This is a genomic window from Kluyvera sp. 142486, from assembly GCF_046569695.1.
GTDB lineage: Bacteria > Pseudomonadota > Gammaproteobacteria > Enterobacterales > Enterobacteriaceae > Kluyvera.
Window position 1 is genome coordinate 1 of the sequence record NZ_JBKHUI010000001.1, and the last position, 20032, is coordinate 20032.

Below are 20032 nucleotides of genomic sequence, written 5' to 3' on the forward strand. Positions count from 1 at the left end.
AATGTCAGATCGTATGCGCCTGTTAGGGCGCGGCTGGTAAGAGAGCCTTATAGGCGCATCAGAAAAACCTCCGGCTATGCCGGAGGATATTTATTTAGTTATGCTGCCCGTCTTTGGGTGGCAGTTTGTTGTCGCCGTCATGTTTTGGCGGCTGGCCTTTGCCATCATGCTGCGGGCCTTTATTGTCGTGCGGCGGCTGGCCTTTGCCATCGTGCTGCGGGCCTTTATTATCGTGCGGCTGCTGACCATTATGCTGCTGTTCTACAGGCGGCTTTTTCGGCGGCTGCTGATGGTCAGCAGCGAAAGCGGTTGAACATAGACCCATTGCCAGGATTGCAGACAGTGCAATAATTTTCTTCATCATGTACTCCATACATTGCTTTTGTGTATGGGACGTAGTTGACCAATAAAACATGGAGAAAATGTGATGGCCCGTCCAATTAAGAATAGTCCGGGCACGTAAAGCTTAAAGCTGTCATCCCTTTGTTATATCAGGATTTAAATCCAGCCGCGGTCATTAGCACACGAAATAGACTCCCCACAATGGCGAGCGTTAGTACGCTGCCGCCCCACAGTGCGACCAGCCAGAAAAGGCGTGAAACCCAGCGATTTTTCATCAATGATAGCCCTCATCCTGCGGCACTTTGCCGCGAAAAACGTAATAACTCCAGAAGGTGTACACCAGAATAACCGGGATAATAAACAGCGCGCCAATCAGCATGAATTCCTGGCTTTGCACGGGCGCTGCCGCCTTCCAGAGCGTAATGGACGGCGGAATAATGGCTGGCCAGATGCTGATCCCAAGCCCGCTAAAGCCGAGGAACACCAGCACCAGCGTCAGAATAAACGGCTGCGCATGGCTGGTATCTTGTGCCAGATGCCGCCACAGCAGGGCGCTGGCGGCGATGACCAGCAGCGGCACCGGCAGCAGATAATAGAGATTCGGCAGGCTAAACCAGCGCCGGGCAATGGCCTCGTGCTGCATCGGCGTCCAGAGGCTGATAATCGCGATAACCGCCAGCAGCGCCAGCAGCAGCCCGCGCGCGCTGCGCTTCATCGTATGCTGTAACGAGGCTTCGCTTTTCATCACCAGCCAGGTCGCACCCAGCAGCGCATAGGCGATAGTCAGCCCCACGCCACAAAACAGCGTAAACGGTGTGAACCAGTCGAAGGCGCCGCCGCTGTAGGCGCGTCCCGTCACCTCGAAGCCGTTAATCACCGCGCCAACGACAATCCCCTGGCAAAAGGTCGCCAGAATCGAACCGCCCATAAAGGCCTTGTCCCAGAACGGCCGGTGTGACGGCGTGGCATTGAAGCGAAACTCGAAGGCCACGCCGCGAAAAATCAGGCCGACCAGCATCAATGACAGCGGGATAGTCAACGCATCGATAATCACCGCGTAGGCTAGCGGGAATGCGCCGAATAGCCCTGCACCGCCGAGCACCAGCCAGGTTTCATTGCCGTCCCAGACCGGCGCCACGCTGTTCACCATCACGTCGCGCTCCTGTGCGCTGCGGGTGAAGGGGAAGAGAATGCCAATCCCCAAATCGAAACCATCCATGACGATGTACATCAGGGTGGCAAACACAATAATCACAAACCAGATGATGGACAGATCGATGTTCATACACGTTCCTCCTTGTGGGACATTGCGGCGGACAACGGACGTGCTGGGGTTCCTTGCGGGTCGGGGCTAAACGGCTGTGGGCCTTTGCGGATCAGGCGCACCATATAGCTGTAGCCCACGCCGAAGACCGAGCTGTAGACCACGAAAAAGGTCAGCAGGCTGATGCTCATATGCAGGTCACCGTGCGCCGAGACGGCGTCAGCCGTGCGCTGCAGCCCATAAACCACCCACGGCTGGCGGCCCACCTCCGTCGTCACCCATCCGGCAAGGATCGCCACCAGGCCAGAAGGGCCCATCAGCAGCGCGAACCACAGGAACGGGCGCGAGGTGTAAAGGGTTTGTCGCTTGCGCAGCCAAAGCGCCATGACGCCCAGCAGCAGCATCAACATGCCGAGCCCGGCCATGATGCGGAATGACCAGAAGACGATGGTGGAGTTGGGTCTGTCTTCTTTGGCAAATTCTTTGAGCGCTGGAACCTGTTTATCCAGGCTGTGGGTGAGGATCAGGCTGCCCAACGCCGGGATCTCTAGCCCAAAGCGAGTACGCTCCTGCTCCATATCCGGCCAGCCAAACAGCAGCAGCGGCGTAGGTTCGCCTGGAGGGTTTTCCCAATGGCCTTCAATGGCGGCAATTTTCGCTGGCTGGTGCTTGAGCGTATTGAGACCGTGCATATCACCGACCATCGCCTGAATGGGCGCAACGATAAGCGTCATCCATAGCGCCATCGAAAACATGGTGCGAATGGCTGGCGTCTGGTTGCCGCGCAATAGATGCCAGGCGGCCGACGCGCCGACGAACAGCGCGCTGCTCAAGAACGCGGCAATGGACATATGCAGCAGCCGGTAGGGGAACGACGGGTTAAACACAACGGCAAACCAGTCGACCGGCACCACCTGGCCGTTGACGATTTCATATCCCTGCGGGGTCTGCATCCAGCTGTTGGAGGCGAGGATCCAGAAAGTGGAGATGATAGTACCCAGCGCCACCATGCAGGTGGCAAAGAAGTGCAACCCCGGGCCGACGCGGTTCCAGCCGAACAGCATCACGCCGAGAAAACCGGCTTCCAGGAAGAAGGCGGTCAGCACTTCATAGGTTAAGAGCGGGCCGGTAATGCTGCCTGCAAACTGCGAAAAGCCGCTCCAGTTAGTACCAAACTGATAGGCCATCACCAGCCCGGACACCACCCCCATGCCGAAATTGACGGCGAAGATCTTTGACCAGAACTGATACAGCGAACGCCAGACCGGGTTGCGGGTTTTCAACCACAGGCCTTCAAGCACCGCCAGATAGCTGGCGAGACCTATGGTGATGGCGGGAAAAATAATGTGAAACGAAACGGTAAAGGCAAATTGAATTCGCGCGAGGTGAAACGCATCAAGACCGAACATGCAAACTCCGTGGAGAAGAAGACTCGGCTTGATTTTAGAGGGTGGGGCGGAATGGGGGCAGAGACAGTCAGGGGCTATTAAATGATAACAGTTTTAATTTCTCTTTCAGTTTTGGGGAACTGTTATCACTATCTTTATGTGTTTGTTAATTTTTTTTGAAACGTGCCGTGAGATTTTTCGTTTTTGGGTAAATGCACGCCAGGCCGCTACCCATCACGACAACAAACAGGAGCGGGTTAATCATCGCCAGCACTTCATTATGCAGCTCGCCGGAGGCGATGACTGAGGAAAAACACAGCGCTGCCGAATAGCCTAACAGTTCAATACTTGTCATTTTCATTAAAAATAGATCTGCCTTCTTGATAACCAAGGTGATTGCCTGACGTTGGGCCGCAGGTTGCAGTGCGTGCCTGATAGCAAGCTGCACATAATGGCGTTTTGGGCAGTTATTGCTAATCATAAATGTCATGATCTGGTGTTTTCCGCACCGGGTGTGCTGCTTTTATGTCGCAGGTCAATCATTTGCGGCTTTCAGGATGTTGCTACAGGCGTCAGAACGTATCGCGCAACGGTTGAACTGAATACCGCCTGCTGGCGGTATTCAACGAGTGATGACTCTCAGAAGTAGTAACGAATACCCAGACGGATGCGGTAGCGTTCAGCATTGTTACCGTTGTCGCGATCCAGCCAGGAGAGTTGCACGAAAGGTCGCCAGGTGTTGGTCATCTTCCAGGTGAATTTATGGTTCAACTCCCAGCTATGATCTTTACCGTTTTTACGATTGTAGTCTCCGGTATTGATATAAAGATCGGGTTCAAACTCATAGCTGATGCTTTCCGTCATTTTATAATTTACGACCATGACAAGCTGATGATTATCATTGTAATCAGGCTCGCCTTGTAGATCGGCAGTCTGGTAGTTCATGTGGTTATAACGATACTTAAATGCCATCGCCAAATCATGATTATAAACATAAGCCAATTGTACATACGGTGAGGTAGTGGAGCCTGCGCTGGTGGAGTTAATAATCCCGCCAGGATAGAAGGTCAATTTGTCCGTGATTTTCCAGAGAGGATACCATCCCTCGAGTTCATCAAATGTGTGTTTTAACTGTTCGAGGTTTTTACAGGTGTTAAAAACCGTTTGATATAATACCCCAGCGCCATTATCAAAATTATATCCACCGCCTAATTTAAGTTGATGATCTTTTGATGCGCTCTCATAAGCTTCTCGGACTTCAATAAAGCCGCCTGCTATTGAAGAAAAAGAGATGCTCAGAAGTATTAAAGATATAGAATAAGGAAATGCTTTTATTATACGCATGATTACTCCGAGGGAATGTCTACCCCTGTCAGGATATAAAATTAATTAAGATGTTTTACCAGTATTTAACTTCGGGTGATACGAGTCTGGATATTGCTTCGAACAGGAAATAGTCTCCCCAGGTACTGTATTCCCCGACACCTCTATTTTTATTCATGTTATAAACGGATTGGGTTAAATAGCCCCCATAGTTAAGCTCACGATCAAAATAAGCCTCCAGCAACGTGTCCATCATGCTGAGCGCTTGTTCGATAAAATCGCGACGTTCCGGGTCTACGACAGAGAGATGGTTAGCCAGTTCAAGCAGACCGCAAACGGCAATGACTGCCGCGGAAGTATCCTTATGCGTTTCGGCTGCGGTCAAACTTAAATCCCAGTAACAGATGCCGTCGGCGGGAAGATGCTTCAGAAAGTAGCGAGCGGCCTCTTTTGCAGCCTGCAAAAACTGTTTATCGCCAGTGTAGTGGTAACTCAACGCGCAACCATAAATGGCCCATGCCTGTCCTCGGGCCCAGCAGGAATTATCGGAAAATCCCTGATGCGTTTTGCCACCTAAAGGCTGGCCGGTTTTCACGTCCATGTAGTAGGTATGGAACGTCGAGCTATCCTCTCTGAACAGATATTTCCGGGCTTGCTGTGCGTGGTGATAAGCCTTATTCATGTACTCGCTGTTACCCGTCTGTTCACTTGCCCAATACAACAGCGGTAAATTCATCATGCAGTCGATAATCATTCGTCCCTGCTGCTCAGGATCCTGTAAATCGCCCCATGCCTGAATAATCCTCGCTTGCGGATGGTAGCGGGCCATTAACATATCAGCGGCCTGCAAGGCACAGTCACGTGCGTTGATATTGCCGGTCATTCGCCAGGCATTTACGCAGGAGAGTGAATACAGAAAACCAAGATCGTGTGTTTCCAGATCGTGCTTTACGCGAAGGCGCTGCGCAAAGCTCTCCACCTGCTGTCCGAGAGCGTTAAAGAAACGTTCCTGATGGCTGAACGTTGCGGCAAGCGCCGTCATACCGCTCCAGAAGCCGCTTGTCCAATCGGTATTTGGCGTTAGCGGATAAATGCCGTTGATGCTACAAGCGGCAGGAAATTGTCCATTAAACTGGCCGAGCTGAAAGGCGAGTTTATCTGCCAGTTGATGGGTGATGCTTTGAAGATATTGGACATTTTTAACCGACGGTTTATCTATGTTCTGCATATGAAATTCTCTTTGCGACAACAACATTAATTAACTGAGTGAGCGTTTAGCGACCGGGTGATGATGCCCTGGCATTTCTTTATCGCTGGAGAGCACAAAAATAGACATCAGCGAAAAGGCGATAATAATGGCACCCATAATAAAGTAGGCATTCCCAAAACCGATATGATCATATAGATAACCCACTGGTGCGGAGACGAAAATAGTGCCAATGTAGATGAAGCATTGATAACCAATCAGATACATGGTGGAGTTAACTTTTTTATCAAAATGCTCTGCGATGTATTTAAATACAGCAATCAACAAAAGTGAGTTCTCCAGACCGTAGAAAGGTTTGATAAAGGCGATCATTAATGGGCTGGTGGCAAATCCAGAAATAAGTAAACGTGCACCAATTAACAAACCGGCAATGATTAACGTCTTACGCGCCCCCAGTTTATTGACAATCCAGGGTACGGTCAGCATTGAGATGAATTCGACTATTGCCTGAACGGTACTTAAATAACCGTACCAGGAGTTTCCTGACTTATCGCCGTGGAAGAATGAAACAAAATAACGAGGGAACTGCTGCTCCGCGATATGCATAAACCATACGATGCCTGCGACATAGAAACAAAAACGCCAGAATTTACCTTGTTTAATCAATTCACGGACATCGGCCATATTGATTTTTTTGGCTGGCACCACGGCGTTTTCGCTGTTGTCGGCATCAGGGATTTTTATGCTGATCAAGACGGCCAACATAATTAATGAGACCACGCTGCTAATGGTAAAGTTAATGACCGGTGAGATGTTGAACAGCACCCCTGCGAAGGAAGCAGTGACCGCCGCACCGCAGGACCCCCACATGCGGATACGGCCAAATTCAAAACCTTTAAGGCGCCCAAAACGGTCACAATAGGATTCTGATACGGCTATACCAGCATACCAGGCGAGGCTGAGGTAGATTGCACCAACCACAACGCCTATCGGGAAACTTGCAATCAGCAGTGGATGATAGACGTAAACGAAAAAGGGCATCAGCAGCGCGGACATGATGGCCACAAAATAGAGTAGATGCTTCTTCATTCCCAGCTTGTCGGTGATGTAGCCATAAAAAGGTTTTAACACGACGGCGAAGGCGCCATTAACGGCAAAGACGGCGCCAATTTCTGCACTTGATAATGCGGCGTGCTGCCCTAGCCATATAGCATATAGGCTAAAACTCATGGTCCACACCACGAAATAGAGGAACATAAATGTACTTATCTTTATGTAATCGACTTTATTTACTGCGTACATAGGGTTACCTTTCGGATTTAGGGGTTAGCGAAATAGTGAGGGATGTTCCTTCATCCTGAATGGTGAAATAACGCTGTTGTGGGTCGATATCTACCGATACATCGCTTTCACCGGGAGTGCCGTGGCCCGCCCGAACCAGACAGGATAAGAGATGTTTGCCGGGCTCCAGAGCATTTTGTAATGTGGGAACGCCGCTACTGCAGGGGAAAATAATGTTGCTTGCAGGTGGTGAAATGACAATTTCAGCGGTGCGTGTTAAGACAGGAGATAGATCGTTAATCATGCTGAAAAGATTTTTCTGAATATTTATTATTCCACTTTTCTTCTCCCCGGGAACGGCGGTTTCGGTAGTGTCTACAGGAATAGGGAAACCGCCTTCTACGGTTTTTATATTCTTATCGGTTTCGATAATATGCAGCCGGAAATGGCCGCTCGATAGCGGGACAAGCCAGGTTTGAACTGAAATGCCTGATTGTGGCTGCCAGCGACAATGGATATAGTGATTGTGCACTTCCGAGTACTGATTAATGCGGCGTCCACGAAAGTAGTCGTCATGCTCGGAAAACAGCAGCATCGAATCGCAAGCGTTCATTTCAATGCCATAGCGACAACGCTCAAGGTTAAACCCTAACAGAGATGAATAGGCGAACTTCGCGTATTTGCTCTCGCTGTTATTATAGTTTTTGGCTGGAAACTGACCGGCGTTGAGTAAATAATGGTGCTGGTTGCGGGTATCGTGATGAACAATCTGTCCGGCATGCGCAAATTCATGTTGTGCGGTTGCCGTTGGCAGCGGTAGAGCCTCGCTTTTCCAGAAAGCGCTCTGTTTATCTAATGCCAGAATAAGGAATGTTTTACATGCCCAGTAGGACGATCCTGGTGCATTGTAATCTTCTGATATTCCATTGTTATCATAGGTATAACCGACATTCATAATGCCGCGGCTATCGGTGAGTTCCTGCTGTCGCCACCAGTTGATATTGCGCAGAATCAGCCCTTTAACGACACCGGCAGGAAATACCGGGAGTTCAGCAAAAGCGACGGCGCTCCAGAAGGCGGATTGTGCAAAACGGTAGGTTAGGCTGCGGCCAAATGGAATAGCGCTGCCATCGTCGGCGAACATATGGATAAAGTCACGGGCAAAGAGGGTGGCGCGTTCACGAAGGATATGGCTTCTTTCCGGGTCGCGCTGGCCCATGAGTTGTGCATAAACCAGCCCATAATAATGCAATGCCATGGCGTTATAATAATCACGTGGACGGCCTTTGCCATCGCTATACCATCCATTTCCCAGATAGTATTCATCAAGGAGAGAAAAGTGGTGTGCAATGGCATCCGGCTGCCAATTTTCTCCCGCAATACACAACCCGGTTTCAACCATAATGGGGAAGAATGACCAGTTATTTTGCGGCAGTTTCACGCTTCGGATGTGTTTAAGCCAGCTCACCAGATTGGCAAATTCTTCGATAGAGAGGTGTGCTTTGAATTGCCGTGCTGTTAGCGCCAGGCCGACGCCGTATACCGCCATTTCTACGCAGCGTTGATCAAAATCTCCGGGAGTTCCCCAGTAGTTCGGGTGCTTAGGGTTAGTGCCGTCAGCAATGAGCCGAAATAATGGCGCAACAGGTAATGACGGGCTATCCGGACAGGCCAATTGCGAGAAAATCCCCCACATCAGGCGAGAAAATGTCTCCATTGCTGCAATTTTACTGCCATAAAGTGGGATGGCTTTACCCGGCAGAATGCCGGTTGCGCCATCCTGGTGAAGCGACCAGGCGGCAGTAAAAAGGGTGTTGAATTCATTTTCAACATCACTTCTGGTACACAGCGGTTGCAGTGAACATGGTGGAAGTTTCATCAAACATATACCTTGATAGTAAAATGGAATAACGTTTCATAACGCCATGCAATGGCACGTAACTTATTGTTGTTCGATGATGTAATTCGTTATGAAGATCACAAAAAACGAGGATTTGACTCCGCACACAGAAAAAAGAGGATTTTTTTTCGAAATTTTGAATTATTCTGAATCAAAGTTGAACTATCTTGACATCGCCGTTATGACTGCTGAGTTATTACTTGATCGCATTGAATTCGATGATCTCTATGCGGAGTTTCGTCGGGTGGAGGGGAAAAGTGTAGATTATTATCACTGGCATCAGTGTCTGGAGGTTTTATATATTTATGATGGGGTGGGGATTGTCGTTGTCGATAACCAACAATACACATTGCGGCCTGGTAGGATTTTTATCTTCCCGCAAGGAAAACTGCATAAAGTAACGGTAGAGAATAGTCCATCTAATTATTATAAGCGCAACATACTGCATATTGATGCTAATGTGCTAGCCGGCTATTTCAAGCCTTTTAATGAATTTCATAATATTCTCGAAAATATCTCATCGACGGATTCAAAAGCGTTTGTTTTCGACCTATTGCAGCACCATGATTTTATTCAAAAGATGTTTGATACTTATGAGAGGAAATATCAGTCGGTTTCGAATAAAGTTGAAGTTATGGCCGTGCTATTGCTGAATCTGTTTCAGCTTTTCTCCGAGGATGCCTACGTACGGACCACATCAACAGGGAAAATTTCCTCGAAAATTATGCGTCTTATTGAGCAGGATTTCCGTCAGCCTTTGACGTTGAAAGCGATTGCCGAGAGTCTGGAAATATCGCAGAGCTATGCCTCACGAGTCTTTCGCAAAGAGACCGGTGGAACCATTCAGGAATACCTGATGATTCGACGCGTCAAGTACGCTTGTGACCTCCTGGAAAACACCGAGTTATCGGTGTCGCAAGTGGCCGAGCGGGCAGGGTTTAACCATGTCACTTATTTTATTCGCTGCTTCAAAGAGCTATTGGGCTGCGCCCCATTGCGTTACAGAAACAAACAGAACCGCTAAAACATAAAACCCATATCAGTTACATAAAAATGCATATTTTGTAACGCTGATATAATATAGACGCAATGTAAGATTTAGCGGAATTGATCATGAAAAAATACCAGCGCCTCGCCGAGCAGATGATGGAACAGATTGCCCTTGGGGTGTGGTTGCCGGGCGATAAACTGCCGTCGCTGCGTGAGCAGGTGGTGAATAGCGGCATGAGCTTTATGACCGTCAGCCACGCGTACCAACTGCTGGAAAGCCAGGGACGCATCGTGGCACGCCCGCAGTCCGGCTATTATGTTGCCCCGCGCGCGGTAACCACCCGAGCGGTTACGGCGCCAGCGCAGGTGATGCCTGATAACGCCGTCGACATCAACACCTATATCTTTGAAGTGCTGCAGGCCAGCCGGAATGCCTCGGTGCTGCCGTTTGCCTCCGCCTTCCCCGACCCCAAGCTGTTCCCGCTACCGCAGCTTAACCGCTCGCTGGCGCAGGTCAGCAAAACCGCAACGGCGATGAGCGTGATTGAAAACCTGCCGCCGGGCAATGACGAGTTACGTCATGCCATCGCGCGGCGCTATGCGCTACAGGGCATGACCATCTCCCCGGATGAAATTGTTATCACCGCCGGTGCGCTGGAGGCGCTGAACCTCAGCCTGCAGGCGGTGACGGAGCCGGGCGATTGGGTGATTGTCGAGAACCCCTGTTTTTACGGCGCGCTGCAGGCGCTGGAACGCCTGCGATTAAAAGCGCTTTCGGTGGCGACCGATGTAAAAGAAGGTATTGATCTTGATGCGCTGGTGCAGGCACTGCAAACCTATCCGGTAAAAGCCTGTTGGTTGATGACTAACAGCCAGAACCCGCTGGGTTTTACCCTGACGCCGGAAAAGAAAGCGCGCCTGGTGGCGATCCTCAGCGAATACAACGTCACGCTGATTGAAGATGATGTCTACAGCGAGCTCTATTTCGGCCGCGATAAGCCGCTGCCCGCGAAGGCGTGGGATAAAAGCGATATGACGCTGCACTGCAGCTCATTTTCAAAATGCCTGGTGCCGGGGTTCCGCATAGGCTGGGTGGCGGCGGGCAAGCACGCCCGGCGCATTCAGCATTTACAGCTGATGAGCACGCTGTCGACCAGCTCGCCGATGCAGCTGGCGCTGGTCGATTATCTGGCGACCAAACGCTACGACGCGCACCTGCGTCGCCTTCGCCGTCAGCTTGCTGAGCGCAAACAGCAGGCCTGGCAGGCGCTGATGCGCGCGCTGCCGCCTGAGGTGCACATCTACCATAATGACAGCGGCTACTTTCTGTGGCTGGAACTGCCGGCGGGCCTTGATGCCGGCGTGCTGAGCGCAAAAGCGCTGGAACACCATATCAGCATCGCCCCGGGCAAAATGTTTTCCACGACCGATAACTGGGCGTCGTTCTTTCGGTTTAATACCGCCTGGGGATGGAGCGAGCGCGAGGAGCGGGCGGTAGAAACCCTCGGCGCGCTGATTCGCGAGATGATGAAATAACCCACGGTTGCACCTGCCATTCCCTGATAATACTCCTGATAACACCCGGTCATAGGAAATATGCATAACGCCTTTGGCCGGTAACCCCTTGTCTATAATCCATATTATCTCAGCTCGTTTTCCATTTTTGCGGAATGCGCCCTTGGTCACAACCTGTGCAAATATCTCGCCGCTGTACCGGTGGAGCGTCTGGCGCTGTCTATTTTTAGTAAGGGAGATATTTTTAACGGCAAGGCTGCCGCTCAAATTCATTGTGACAGGAGTAATAACTTTATGAGCAAGAAATTTGCCCGCAGCAGCCTGTGCGCGCTGGTGATGACCGTGGCGACCGCGAATGCAGCCGAACCGCCAACGTCGCTGGGGAAAGCGGAAGGCCGGTTGGATATTATTGCCTGGCCGGGCTATATCGAACGGGGTCAGACCGATAAAGGCTACGACTGGGTGACGCAGTTTGAAAAAGAGACCGGCTGTCAGGTCAACGTGAAAACGGCGGCGACCTCCGACGAGATGGTGAGCCTGATGGCGAAGGGCGGTTATGACCTGGTGACCGCCTCGGGAGACGCCTCGCTGCGCCTGATCATGGGTAAACGCGTGCAGCCGATTAACACCGCGCTGATTGATAACTGGAAAACCCTCGACCCACGCCTGGAAAAAGGGGCCTGGTTTAACGTCGACGGTAAAGTCTACGGCACGCCGTACCAGTGGGGCCCGAACCTGCTGATGTACAACACCAAAACCTTCCCAACCCCGCCGGACTCCTGGAACGTTATCTTCGTTAAACAAAATCTGCCGGACGGCAAAACCAACCAGGGCCGCGTGCAGGCCTATGACGGCCCAATCTACATCGCCGATGCCGCGCTGTTTGTCAAAGCGACCCAGCCACAATTGGGCATCAGCGACCCGTATCAGCTTACCGAAGCGCAATATCAGGCCGTGCTAAAAGTGCTGCGCGATCAGCATGAGCTGATCCACCGCTACTGGCACGACACCACCGTACAGATGAGCGACTTCAAAAACGAAGGCGTGGTGGCCTCCAGCGCCTGGCCATATCAGGCCAACGGGCTGAAAGGTGAAGGGCAGCCGATTGCCACCGTCTTCCCGAAAGAGGGCGTCACCGGCTGGGCCGATACCACCATGCTGCACGCTGAAGCGAAGCACCCGGTCTGCGCTTACAAATGGATGAACTGGTCGTTAACGCCGAAGGTTCAGGGCGATGTAGCGGCGTGGTTTGGTTCGCTGCCGGTGGTGCCGGAAGGCTGTAAAGCCAGCACGCTGCTGGGCGATAAAGGGTGTGAGACTAACGGCTACAGCTTCTTCGACAAAATCGCTTTCTGGAAAACGCCTATCGCCGAAGGCGGTAAATACGTGCCTTACAGCCGTTGGACGCAGGACTATATCGCCATTATGGGCGGTCGCTAATTATCCGGGAGTCCAACATGACGTATGCGGTTGAGTTTCATGACGTCTCGCGACTTTATGGTGACGTGCGGGCGGTGGATGGCGTCAGCATTGCTATCCTCGATGGGGAGTTCTTTTCCATGCTGGGGCCGTCTGGCTCCGGCAAAACCACCTGTCTGCGGCTGATCGCCGGGTTTGAGCAGCTCTCCGGCGGCGCTATCTCTATCTTTGGTAAACATGCCAGCGAACTGCCGCCCTGGGAGCGGGACGTCAACACTGTCTTCCAGGACTATGCGCTGTTCCCGCATATGTCGGTGCTCGATAACGTTGCCTACGGCCTGATGGTGAAAGGCGTCGGAAAAAAAGAGCGTCAGGCAAAAGCGGCACAGGCGCTGGAAAAAGTCGCCCTTGGCTTTGTGGGCGGGCGTAAGCCTTCGCAGCTTTCCGGCGGCCAGCGCCAGCGTGTGGCGATTGCCCGTGCGCTGGTGAACGAACCACGGGTGCTGCTGCTGGATGAACCGCTGGGTGCGCTGGATCTGAAGCTGCGCGAGCAGATGCAGTTTGAGCTGAAAAAACTCCAGCAGGATCTCGGTATTACCTTTATTTTCGTCACCCACGATCAGGGTGAGGCGCTGTCGATGTCTGACCGGGTGGCGGTGTTCAACAATGGTCGTATTGAGCAGGTAGATACGCCGCGCGAGCTGTATCTGCGCCCACGTACGCCGTTTGTAGCGAGCTTTGTCGGCACGTCTAACGTGTTCGCCCCGGCGATGGCGGAAACGCTCTGCGGAATGACGGGTAGTTGGGCGCTGCGCCCGGAACATATTCGCCTCAATGAAAGCGGTGAGGTTCAGGTACAGGGACGCATACAGGCGGTGCAGTACCAGGGCGCGGCGACGCGCTATGAACTGCTGCTGGAGGGTGGCGAAAAACTGCTGGTCAGTCAGGCTAACTTCTCTGCTGGGCTAACTGCCGAAGGCCCGACCGTGGGTCACGTGGTGCAGGCGTCATGGGCGCGCGATGCCATGGTGGCGCTGGACGGAGGGAGGTGAATGGAGATGAGTATGACGCCGGTTCCTCCCGCTCGCCGTCAGGGGCGATTATCCAGCCTGTTCTGGCGTAAGCCAACCCTCGGGCTGTTTTTACTGCTGCTCGGCCCGCTGATGTGGTTCGGGATTGTCTATTTTGGATCACTGCTGACGCTGCTGTGGCAAGGGTTTTATACCTTCGACGATTTCACCATGTCCGTCACGCCAACCCTAACGCTGGCGAACCTCTACGCGCTGTTTAACCCTGCCAACTACGACATCATTATCCGTACGCTGGTGATGGCGCTGGCGGTCACCGTAGCCAGCGCGCTGCTGGCGTTTCCGATGGCGTGGTATATGGCGCGCTACACCAGCGGCAAGCAAAAGGCCTTTTTCTACGTCGCGGTGATGCTGCCGATGTGGGCCAGCTATATCGTCAAAGCCTACGCCTGGACGCTGCTGCTGGCGAAGGATGGGGTGGCGCAGTGGTTTCTGAACCATATGGGCCTGGAAACGCTGCTGGCGGCGATTCTGACGGTGCCCGGCGTCGGCGGCAACACGCTGTCTACCTCCGGGCTGGGCCGTTTTCTGGTGTTCGTCTACATCTGGCTGCCGTTTATGATCCTGCCGGTGCAGGCGGCGCTGGAGCGCATTCCCGGTTCGCTGCTTCAAGCGTCTGCTGATCTCGGCGCGCGCCCGCGTCAGACTTTCCGCCACGTGGTGGTGCCGATGGCGATCCCCGGAATTGCCGCGGGTTCCATTTTCACCTTCTCACTGACCCTCGGCGACTTTATCGTGCCACAGCTGGTGGGGCCGCCGGGCTATTTCATTGGCAACATGGTCTATTCCCAGCAGGGCGCTATTGGCAATATGCCTATGGCCGCGGCGTTTACGCTGGTACCCATCGTGCTGATTGCCCTTTATCTGGCGTTCGTGAAGCGTCTGGGAGCGTTCGATGCACTCTGAAAGGGCACCGCTGTTTCTCAAAATTGCCGCCTGGGGCGGGGTTATCTTCCTCCATTTCCCGCTGGCAATTATCGCCATCTACGCCTTCAACACCGAAGACGCGGCGTTCAGCTTCCCGCCGAAAGGCCTGACGCTGCACTGGTTCAGCGAAGCGGCATCGCGCGGGGATATCTTTGAGGCCGTGACACTGTCACTGAAAATTGCGGCGCTGTCGACGGCGATTGCACTGGTACTTGGCACGCTTGCTGCAGCAGCGCTGTGGCGACGAGACTTTTTCGGCAAAAGCGCAATTTCGCTGCTGCTGATGCTGCCGATTGCGCTGCCGGGCATCGTTACCGGCCTGGCGCTGTTGACCGCCTTTAAAGCGGTCAACCTTGAGCCGGGACTTATCACCATTGTTATCGGCCACGCCACCTTCTGCGTAGTGGTGGTGTTTAACAACGTGATTGCCCGTTTCCGCCGGACGTCGTGGAGCCTGGTGGAAGCGTCGATGGATCTGGGCGCGAACGGCTGGCAAACCTTCCGTCACGTGGTGCTGCCGAATTTGGGCTCGGCGCTGCTGGCCGGGGGCATGCTGGCGTTTGCGCTGTCGTTTGATGAAATTATCGTCACCACCTTTACCGCCGGGCATGAGCGTACGCTGCCGCTCTGGCTGCTTAATCAACTCGGTCGTCCGCGCGATGTGCCGGTGACCAACGTGGTGGCGTTGATGGTTATGCTGTTGACGATGATACCGATTTTAGGGGCGTGGTGGCTGACTCGCGAAGACGATGGGGCCGCCAACGGTGGTACGACATTTAAATAAAACAGGATCATGCTATGCAACATAAGTTACTGATTAATGGTGAACTGGTCGCAGGTGAAGGGGAATCCCAACCGGTCTACAATCCTGCGACGGGTGAGATCCTGCTGACGATTGCGGAAGCCTCGGCGGCCCAGGTGGATGCGGCGGTGAACGCCGCTGACCGGGCGTTTGTTCAGTGGGGGCAAACCACGCCGAAGCATCGCGCGGAGTGCCTGCTCAAGCTGGCGGATGTCATTGAAGAACACGCCGCCACCTTTGCCCGTCTGGAATCGCTCAACTGCGGTAAACCGCTGCACTGCGTGACCAATGATGAAATTCCGGCGGTAGTGGATGTGTTCCGCTTCTTTGCCGGTGCCGCGCGTTGCCTGAACGGACTGGCGGCCGGCGAATATCTGGAAGGCCACACCTCAATGATTCGACGCGACCCGGTGGGCGTGGTGGCCTCGATTGCACCGTGGAACTATCCGCTGATGATGGCGGCCTGGAAGCTGGCCCCAGCGCTGGCGGCAGGGAACTGCGTGGTGATCAAGCCGTCTGAAATCACGCCGCTTACCGCCTTAACTCTGGCGGAGTTGGCAAAAGATATCTTCCCGGCGGGCGTGCTGAACGTGCTGTTTGGCCGCGGCAAAACGGTGGGGGACCCGTTAACCGGGCACGCCAAAGTACGGATGGTATCGCTGACCGGTTCGATTGCTACTGGAGAGCACATTCTGGGGCACACGGCGTCGTCGATTAAGCGCACGCATATGGAATTGGGCGGCAAAGCGCCGGTGATTGTGTTTGACGACGCTGATATAGATGCGGTGGTGGAAGGCGTCAGAACCTTTGGTTTCTACAACGCCGGGCAGGATTGTACGGCGGCCTGCCGAATTTACGCGCAGAAGGGCGTTTATGAACGGCTGGTGGAGAAACTCGGCGCGGCAATAGCAAGCCTGAAATCCGGGGCACCGGACGATGAAAGCACCGAACTGGGGCCGCTCAGTTCGCAGGCGCACCTGGCGCGAGTGAGCGACGCCGTAGCGCGCGCCAAAGCGCTGCCGCATATTAAGGTGGTGACCGGCGGCGAGAAAGCGGCAGGCGCTGGCTATTACTTCCAGCCGACGCTGCTGGCGGGGGCAAAACAGGAAGATGATATCGTGCAGCGTGAAGTGTTCGGCCCGGTGGTGAGCGTCACGGTATTTGATACCGAAGAACAGGTGCTGGGCTGGGCGAACGACTCCCAGTACGGGCTGGCCTCATCGGTGTGGACGCAGGACGTCGGGCGTGCGCATCGTTTGAGCGCGCGCTTACAGTATGGTTGCACCTGGGTGAACACCCACTTTATGCTGGTCAGCGAAATGCCGCACGGCGGCCAGAAGCTTTCGGGCTACGGTAAGGACATGTCGATTTACGGGCTGGAAGACTACACCGTGGTTCGCCATGTGATGATAAAACATTGATCGCGCGTTAAGCGCATGATTGGGTGGGAGATGGCGTGAATCAGGATTTCCAGGATATCAAAAATGCGTTTGAGGAATATGGACCCGAGGCCGGTGAAAGTGTCGCTCAGGAAATGTATGAGTCGCTGGCAAAGAGGCTGACGCCTTATTTCTTTAACCAGGAGAGCATCAATAAGCGAAGGCTGATCATCAAACTTGAGGAGGGGGAGAAAGAGGTTGGTACCCTGACCAGGTACGATTGGCTGGCGGCTTTTGAGAGATACAAACCTGAGACTCACTAGCGACCTTTACTCATCATTACCCCCTTCGCGGTAGGCGCGATGCCTGCCGCTACCTCTCCCTTGTTTTTGACATACCCGGTGCAACGTGCGAGGATCCGCGCCGTTGTAAAACCGGGTATAGTCAGAAAAATGAAAAAAAGTATCGTGTGTTCTGCTGCGGTGATTGCCGTGGTAATGGGGATTGGGACCTACTATTCGGCCAGCCGCGTGGCGACCTGTGAAGGACAAAACCGCGTGAGCGCCGCCTGCGTCGCGCAGGCCTGGGATACGGAAAAGGTAAACTTAGTGCCGCAGTACGACCCCAACCATTATGTGAGCGACCCGACGACGGACAGCATCTTCGCGTCCACCGTGCCAAAGCGCTAACCGTACAGCGTGTCACAGAAATAAAACCCAGCGCGGCGTAACGTAGTGCTGGGTTTTTTCTATTTAGCAGTCAATTCGGCTGGAGCTGAATGTCTGGATTGCACAATATTTCAGCGATAAGCGGCGAAAAACTTGATGTACGTCAAAAAACGTAGCATATTGCGCCGCTTTAACGATCAATTACAAGGACTCGATTGGTGACGCTATATCAACATATGCTCATCTTCTACGCCGTGATGGCGGTTATCTGCGCCATTATTACCTGGTTTCTTACCCGCGAAAGCACCTCAATTCGCCTGATTGCAACGCTGTTAATTGGCGCAACCTGGCCGTTTAGCTTTCCCGTTGCGCTGATGCTGTCGCTATTCTGACGCTATTTGCTTAGGTCGCTGAGCAGGATGGCGATGCTTTTGCCGCCTTCGGTCTGCTCAAGGGCAATTTTAACGATAATGGTCAGCGGGACGGAAAGCAGCATGCCGACCGGGCCAAGCAGCCAGCCCCAGAAGATTAACGACAGAAACACCACCAGCGTCGAGAGTCCCAGTCCGCGTCCCATGATGCGGGGCTCGAGAATGTTGCCGAACACGAGGTTAATCACCAGATACCCCGCCAGGACGATCAGCGCATCATAAAAACCGCTGAACACCAGCACTTGAAGGATAGGGGGAATGGCTGCCAGCACTGAACCGATATTCGGAATATAGTTGAGCGCAAATGCCAGCAGTCCCCAGATAAAGGCAAAACGTACCCCGAGCAGTTCCAGCATTGCCCATACCACCAGACCTGTCACCACGCTTATCGCCGTTTTCAGCACCAGATAGTGGCTTACGCTATCCAGCGCCCGCTGAATAGCGGCCATACCTTCCGTCGGTTTCGCCATGATTTGCTGCAGTTTGGCCGGTAACTGCGGGACTTCCAGCAGCATAAACACCACCGTCAGCAGCAGTAAAAATATCGACGACATGGCGTTTGAAAGCTGAGTCAGCAAGCGTGAAACCAGCGTCATCGCGGCATTAGGGTCGATATACTTAATCAGCTCATCCGGGCTGACGCTGATACCAAAGCGCTGCAGCCAGGGCTCAAGATTATAGATGGGGACCGCCAGCGACGAACGGTACTGCGGCAGAGTGCGCGTCAGTTCATTGAGAGAAGTGCCGAGCGTGGCCAGCAGCAGCACGGCGGCGAGAATAATGACCCCAATCAGCAGCGAAATGCCCAGCACCCGCGGCACGCGCCAGCGCACCATTAGTTGCACCACCGGGTTTAACACCACGGCGATAAACAGCGCCAGCACGAACGGCACGATGATGTCGGCGGCAAAACGAATGCCGGTGAGAATGATGACCAGCATGCCCAGCATGATGACAATTTTTAATCCATTAAGCGTAATGATCGGTCTGGACATGTTTTGTTAGCTCCTGCTAAAACCTATGCAGAATATGATAATTGCGAATCAACTAATAATAAATGCATTAACATCAAACAGTCTCGGTAAAGATTTGCAAACATTTTGAGATACTTCGACATCTGTGTTAGAAATTAGCTGTGTTTAACTACCGAGGACAATTTTAATCCGCAACGATGAGAAGCAATACCGCGGATAATTGTAATTTTATGGACAATATGTTCAGGACGTTCAGCTTTACCAAACCTTCTGTTTTACCTTCCTTTTCTGCCTTCTGTGGTGAGCAGCACTGGCGCAACGCGCTATAGTACCCTTCTTCGTTTGAGCTAAATTTTAATCATTTTATTTCAGTTTGCGCATCGCCGCGAACTGCACGGATTATATTCTCATGCAGGAGAAGGACCATGTTTTACTGGATTTTATTAGCCCTGGCCATTGTTGCAGAAATTACTGGTACGCTTTCTATGAAATGGGCGAGCGTATCTGATGGCAACACCGGTTTTATTTTGATGCTCGTGATGATCGCCTTGTCGTATATTTTCCTTTCGTTTGCGGTTAAAAAAATCGCTCTGGGTGTCGCCTATGCGCTGTGGGAAGGCATTGGTATCGTATTGATCACCCTGTTTAGCGTACTGCTGTTTGACGAAAGCCTTACGGTGATGAAAGCTGCGGGTCTGGCAACCTTGATTGCCGGTATCGTACTGATTAAGTCCGGTACCCGTAAGCCCGCGAAGGCGAATACAACGCTGCACAAAGAGGTGAATCATGCATAACTTTGAGATGATTCACGGCATATGGCTGGCAGGCTCCATCGTACTGGAAATTGTCGCTAATATTTTCCTCAAGTTCTCTGACGGCTTTCGTCGTAAAGGCTACGGCATTCTGTCGCTGGTTGCCGTACTGGCCGCGTTTAGCGCCCTGTCGCAGGCGGTAAAGGGGATTGACCTCTCCGTCGCCTACGCCATCTGGGGTGGTTTCGGCGTCGCCGCGACGCTGGCGGCGGGGTGGATCCTCTTCGGCCAGCGACTGAACAACAAAGGCTGGGTGGGTTTAGGCCTGCTGTTGATCGGTATGGTGATGATCAAGCTCGCCTGATGTGATCGCTGCCTGAGA

General features: G+C 52.9%; 22 protein-coding genes. 12 read left to right on the forward strand and 10 right to left on the reverse strand.

Features of this window, described 5'->3' with window-relative positions; all coding sequences use genetic code 11:
- Positions 1 to 94: 94 nt before the first annotated feature.
- The 9 genes from ACLGE8_RS00005 to ACLGE8_RS00045 all read right to left on the reverse strand — a co-directional run bounded on the left by ACLGE8_RS00005 (position 95) and on the right by ACLGE8_RS00045 (position 8684).
- On the reverse strand, positions 95 to 364 hold the full coding sequence (locus ACLGE8_RS00005) for a hypothetical protein (protein WP_410995705.1): 270 nt from the start codon (positions 362 to 364) through the stop codon (positions 95 to 97).
- Between the two features lie 127 nt (positions 365 to 491).
- Complete coding sequence (locus ACLGE8_RS00010) at positions 492 to 617, reverse strand: DUF2474 domain-containing protein (protein WP_410995706.1); 126 nt, start codon at positions 615 to 617, stop codon at positions 492 to 494.
- Positions 617 to 1627, reverse strand: coding sequence for a cytochrome d ubiquinol oxidase subunit II (cydB, locus tag ACLGE8_RS00015; RefSeq protein WP_410995707.1), 1011 nt, complete (start codon positions 1625 to 1627; stop codon positions 617 to 619). Before cydB ends, ACLGE8_RS00010 begins: the two co-directional genes overlap by 1 nt.
- Positions 1624 to 3015, reverse strand: a complete 1392-nt coding sequence (locus ACLGE8_RS00020; RefSeq protein WP_410995708.1) for a cytochrome ubiquinol oxidase subunit I — start codon at positions 3013 to 3015, stop codon at positions 1624 to 1626. Before ACLGE8_RS00020 ends, cydB begins: the two co-directional genes overlap by 4 nt.
- Positions 3016 to 3160: 145 nt before the next feature.
- Positions 3161 to 3484, reverse strand: coding sequence for a hypothetical protein (locus tag ACLGE8_RS00025; protein WP_410995709.1), 324 nt, complete (start codon positions 3482 to 3484; stop codon positions 3161 to 3163).
- Between the two features lie 149 nt (positions 3485 to 3633).
- A complete protein-coding gene (locus ACLGE8_RS00030; RefSeq protein WP_410995711.1) occupies positions 3634 to 4338 on the reverse strand; it encodes an oligogalacturonate-specific porin KdgM family protein in 705 nt (234 codons plus the stop codon).
- Between the two features lie 55 nt (positions 4339 to 4393).
- Positions 4394 to 5545, reverse strand: coding sequence for a glycoside hydrolase family 88 protein (locus tag ACLGE8_RS00035; RefSeq protein WP_410995712.1), 1152 nt, complete (start codon positions 5543 to 5545; stop codon positions 4394 to 4396).
- 30 nt (positions 5546 to 5575) lie between these two features.
- A complete protein-coding gene (locus tag ACLGE8_RS00040; RefSeq protein ID WP_410995713.1) occupies positions 5576 to 6826 on the reverse strand; it encodes an oligosaccharide MFS transporter in 1251 nt (416 codons plus the stop codon).
- Positions 6827 to 6830: 4 nt separating this feature from the next.
- Positions 6831 to 8684: a DUF2264 domain-containing protein gene (locus ACLGE8_RS00045; RefSeq protein WP_410995714.1), complete on the reverse strand. Its 1854-nt coding sequence runs from the start codon at positions 8682 to 8684 to the stop codon at positions 6831 to 6833.
- A gap of 91 nt (positions 8685 to 8775) precedes the next feature.
- Here ACLGE8_RS00045 and ACLGE8_RS00050 point away from each other — a divergent pair, with 91 nt between their 5' ends.
- From ACLGE8_RS00050 to ACLGE8_RS00095, 10 genes are all read left to right on the forward strand, one after another.
- Entirely contained in the window at positions 8776 to 9729 is a 954-nt protein-coding gene (locus ACLGE8_RS00050; protein ID WP_410995715.1) for an AraC family transcriptional regulator, read from the forward strand.
- A gap of 89 nt (positions 9730 to 9818) precedes the next feature.
- Positions 9819 to 11231, forward strand: coding sequence for a PLP-dependent aminotransferase family protein (locus ACLGE8_RS00055; protein WP_410995716.1), 1413 nt, complete (start codon positions 9819 to 9821; stop codon positions 11229 to 11231).
- 273 nt (positions 11232 to 11504) lie between these two features.
- Positions 11505 to 12650, forward strand: coding sequence for a putative ABC transporter substrate-binding protein YdcS (gene ydcS, locus ACLGE8_RS00060; protein WP_410995717.1), 1146 nt, complete (start codon positions 11505 to 11507; stop codon positions 12648 to 12650).
- 17 nt (positions 12651 to 12667) lie between these two features.
- Entirely contained in the window at positions 12668 to 13681 is a 1014-nt protein-coding gene (locus ACLGE8_RS00065; RefSeq protein ID WP_410995718.1) for an ABC transporter ATP-binding protein, read from the forward strand.
- Between the two features lie 12 nt (positions 13682 to 13693).
- The gene (locus ACLGE8_RS00070) at positions 13694 to 14623 is read left to right on the forward strand and encodes an ABC transporter permease (protein WP_410995719.1); all 930 of its coding nucleotides are present in this window, start codon (positions 13694 to 13696) and stop codon (positions 14621 to 14623) included.
- Entirely contained in the window at positions 14613 to 15428 is an 816-nt protein-coding gene (locus ACLGE8_RS00075) for an ABC transporter permease (protein ID WP_410995720.1), read from the forward strand. The genes ACLGE8_RS00070 and ACLGE8_RS00075 overlap by 11 nt, the downstream gene beginning before the upstream one ends.
- Positions 15429 to 15442: 14 nt before the next feature.
- Entirely contained in the window at positions 15443 to 16867 is a 1425-nt protein-coding gene (patD, locus tag ACLGE8_RS00080) for an aminobutyraldehyde dehydrogenase (RefSeq protein WP_410995721.1), read from the forward strand.
- Between the two features lie 35 nt (positions 16868 to 16902).
- Entirely contained in the window at positions 16903 to 17148 is a 246-nt protein-coding gene (locus ACLGE8_RS00085; RefSeq protein WP_410995722.1) for a hypothetical protein, read from the forward strand.
- A 129-nt stretch (positions 17149 to 17277) separates the two neighbouring features.
- Positions 17278 to 17514: a hypothetical protein gene (locus ACLGE8_RS00090; protein WP_410995723.1), complete on the forward strand. Its 237-nt coding sequence runs from the start codon at positions 17278 to 17280 to the stop codon at positions 17512 to 17514.
- A 197-nt stretch (positions 17515 to 17711) separates the two neighbouring features.
- The gene (locus ACLGE8_RS00095; RefSeq protein ID WP_333499864.1) at positions 17712 to 17885 is read left to right on the forward strand and encodes a GhoT/OrtT family toxin; all 174 of its coding nucleotides are present in this window, start codon (positions 17712 to 17714) and stop codon (positions 17883 to 17885) included.
- A gap of 2 nt (positions 17886 to 17887) precedes the next feature.
- On the opposite strand, the gene ACLGE8_RS00100 is transcribed toward ACLGE8_RS00095, so the two are convergent.
- Positions 17888 to 18919: an AI-2E family transporter gene (locus ACLGE8_RS00100; protein WP_410995724.1), complete on the reverse strand. Its 1032-nt coding sequence runs from the start codon at positions 18917 to 18919 to the stop codon at positions 17888 to 17890.
- 404 nt (positions 18920 to 19323) lie between these two features.
- Between ACLGE8_RS00100 and mdtJ the strand changes: the two genes are divergently transcribed.
- Both mdtJ and mdtI read left to right on the forward strand, forming a co-directional pair.
- Entirely contained in the window at positions 19324 to 19692 is a 369-nt protein-coding gene (gene mdtJ, locus ACLGE8_RS00105) for a multidrug/spermidine efflux SMR transporter subunit MdtJ (protein ID WP_410995725.1), read from the forward strand.
- The gene (gene mdtI / locus ACLGE8_RS00110) at positions 19685 to 20014 is read left to right on the forward strand and encodes a multidrug/spermidine efflux SMR transporter subunit MdtI (RefSeq protein ID WP_410995726.1); all 330 of its coding nucleotides are present in this window, start codon (positions 19685 to 19687) and stop codon (positions 20012 to 20014) included. Before mdtJ ends, mdtI begins: the two co-directional genes overlap by 8 nt.
- The last annotated feature ends 18 nt before the right edge of the window (positions 20015 to 20032 follow it).

Bases quoted from the DNA above. Each gene is read 5' to 3' on its own strand.
- ACLGE8_RS00070 (WP_410995719.1), top strand. From the start codon at position 13,694: ATGACGCCGGTTCCTCCCGCTCGCCGTCAGGGGCGATTATCCAGCCTG.
- ACLGE8_RS00025 (WP_410995709.1), bottom strand. From the start codon at position 3,484: ATGACATTTATGATTAGCAATAACTGCCCAAAACGCCATTATGTGCAG.
- patD (WP_410995721.1), top strand. From the start codon at position 15,443: ATGCAACATAAGTTACTGATTAATGGTGAACTGGTCGCAGGTGAAGGG.
- ACLGE8_RS00055 (WP_410995716.1), top strand. From the start codon at position 9,819: ATGAAAAAATACCAGCGCCTCGCCGAGCAGATGATGGAACAGATTGCC.
- ydcS (WP_410995717.1), top strand. From the start codon at position 11,505: ATGAGCAAGAAATTTGCCCGCAGCAGCCTGTGCGCGCTGGTGATGACC.
- ACLGE8_RS00020 (WP_410995708.1), bottom strand. From the start codon at position 3,015: ATGTTCGGTCTTGATGCGTTTCACCTCGCGCGAATTCAATTTGCCTTT.
- ACLGE8_RS00075 (WP_410995720.1), top strand. From the start codon at position 14,613: ATGCACTCTGAAAGGGCACCGCTGTTTCTCAAAATTGCCGCCTGGGGC.
- ACLGE8_RS00040 (WP_410995713.1), bottom strand. From the start codon at position 6,826: ATGTACGCAGTAAATAAAGTCGATTACATAAAGATAAGTACATTTATG.
- ACLGE8_RS00050 (WP_410995715.1), top strand. From the start codon at position 8,776: ATGAAGATCACAAAAAACGAGGATTTGACTCCGCACACAGAAAAAAGA.
- ACLGE8_RS00005 (WP_410995705.1), bottom strand. From the start codon at position 364: ATGATGAAGAAAATTATTGCACTGTCTGCAATCCTGGCAATGGGTCTA.
- mdtJ (WP_410995725.1), top strand. From the start codon at position 19,324: ATGTTTTACTGGATTTTATTAGCCCTGGCCATTGTTGCAGAAATTACT.
- ACLGE8_RS00065 (WP_410995718.1), top strand. From the start codon at position 12,668: ATGACGTATGCGGTTGAGTTTCATGACGTCTCGCGACTTTATGGTGAC.
- cydB (WP_410995707.1), bottom strand. From the start codon at position 1,627: ATGAACATCGATCTGTCCATCATCTGGTTTGTGATTATTGTGTTTGCC.
- ACLGE8_RS00010 (WP_410995706.1), bottom strand. From the start codon at position 617: ATGAAAAATCGCTGGGTTTCACGCCTTTTCTGGCTGGTCGCACTGTGG.
- ACLGE8_RS00090 (WP_410995723.1), top strand. From the start codon at position 17,278: ATGAAAAAAAGTATCGTGTGTTCTGCTGCGGTGATTGCCGTGGTAATG.
- ACLGE8_RS00030 (WP_410995711.1), bottom strand. From the start codon at position 4,338: ATGCGTATAATAAAAGCATTTCCTTATTCTATATCTTTAATACTTCTG.
- ACLGE8_RS00045 (WP_410995714.1), bottom strand. From the start codon at position 8,684: ATGAAACTTCCACCATGTTCACTGCAACCGCTGTGTACCAGAAGTGAT.
- ACLGE8_RS00100 (WP_410995724.1), bottom strand. From the start codon at position 18,919: ATGTCCAGACCGATCATTACGCTTAATGGATTAAAAATTGTCATCATG.
- mdtI (WP_410995726.1), top strand. From the start codon at position 19,685: ATGCATAACTTTGAGATGATTCACGGCATATGGCTGGCAGGCTCCATC.
- ACLGE8_RS00035 (WP_410995712.1), bottom strand. From the start codon at position 5,545: ATGCAGAACATAGATAAACCGTCGGTTAAAAATGTCCAATATCTTCAA.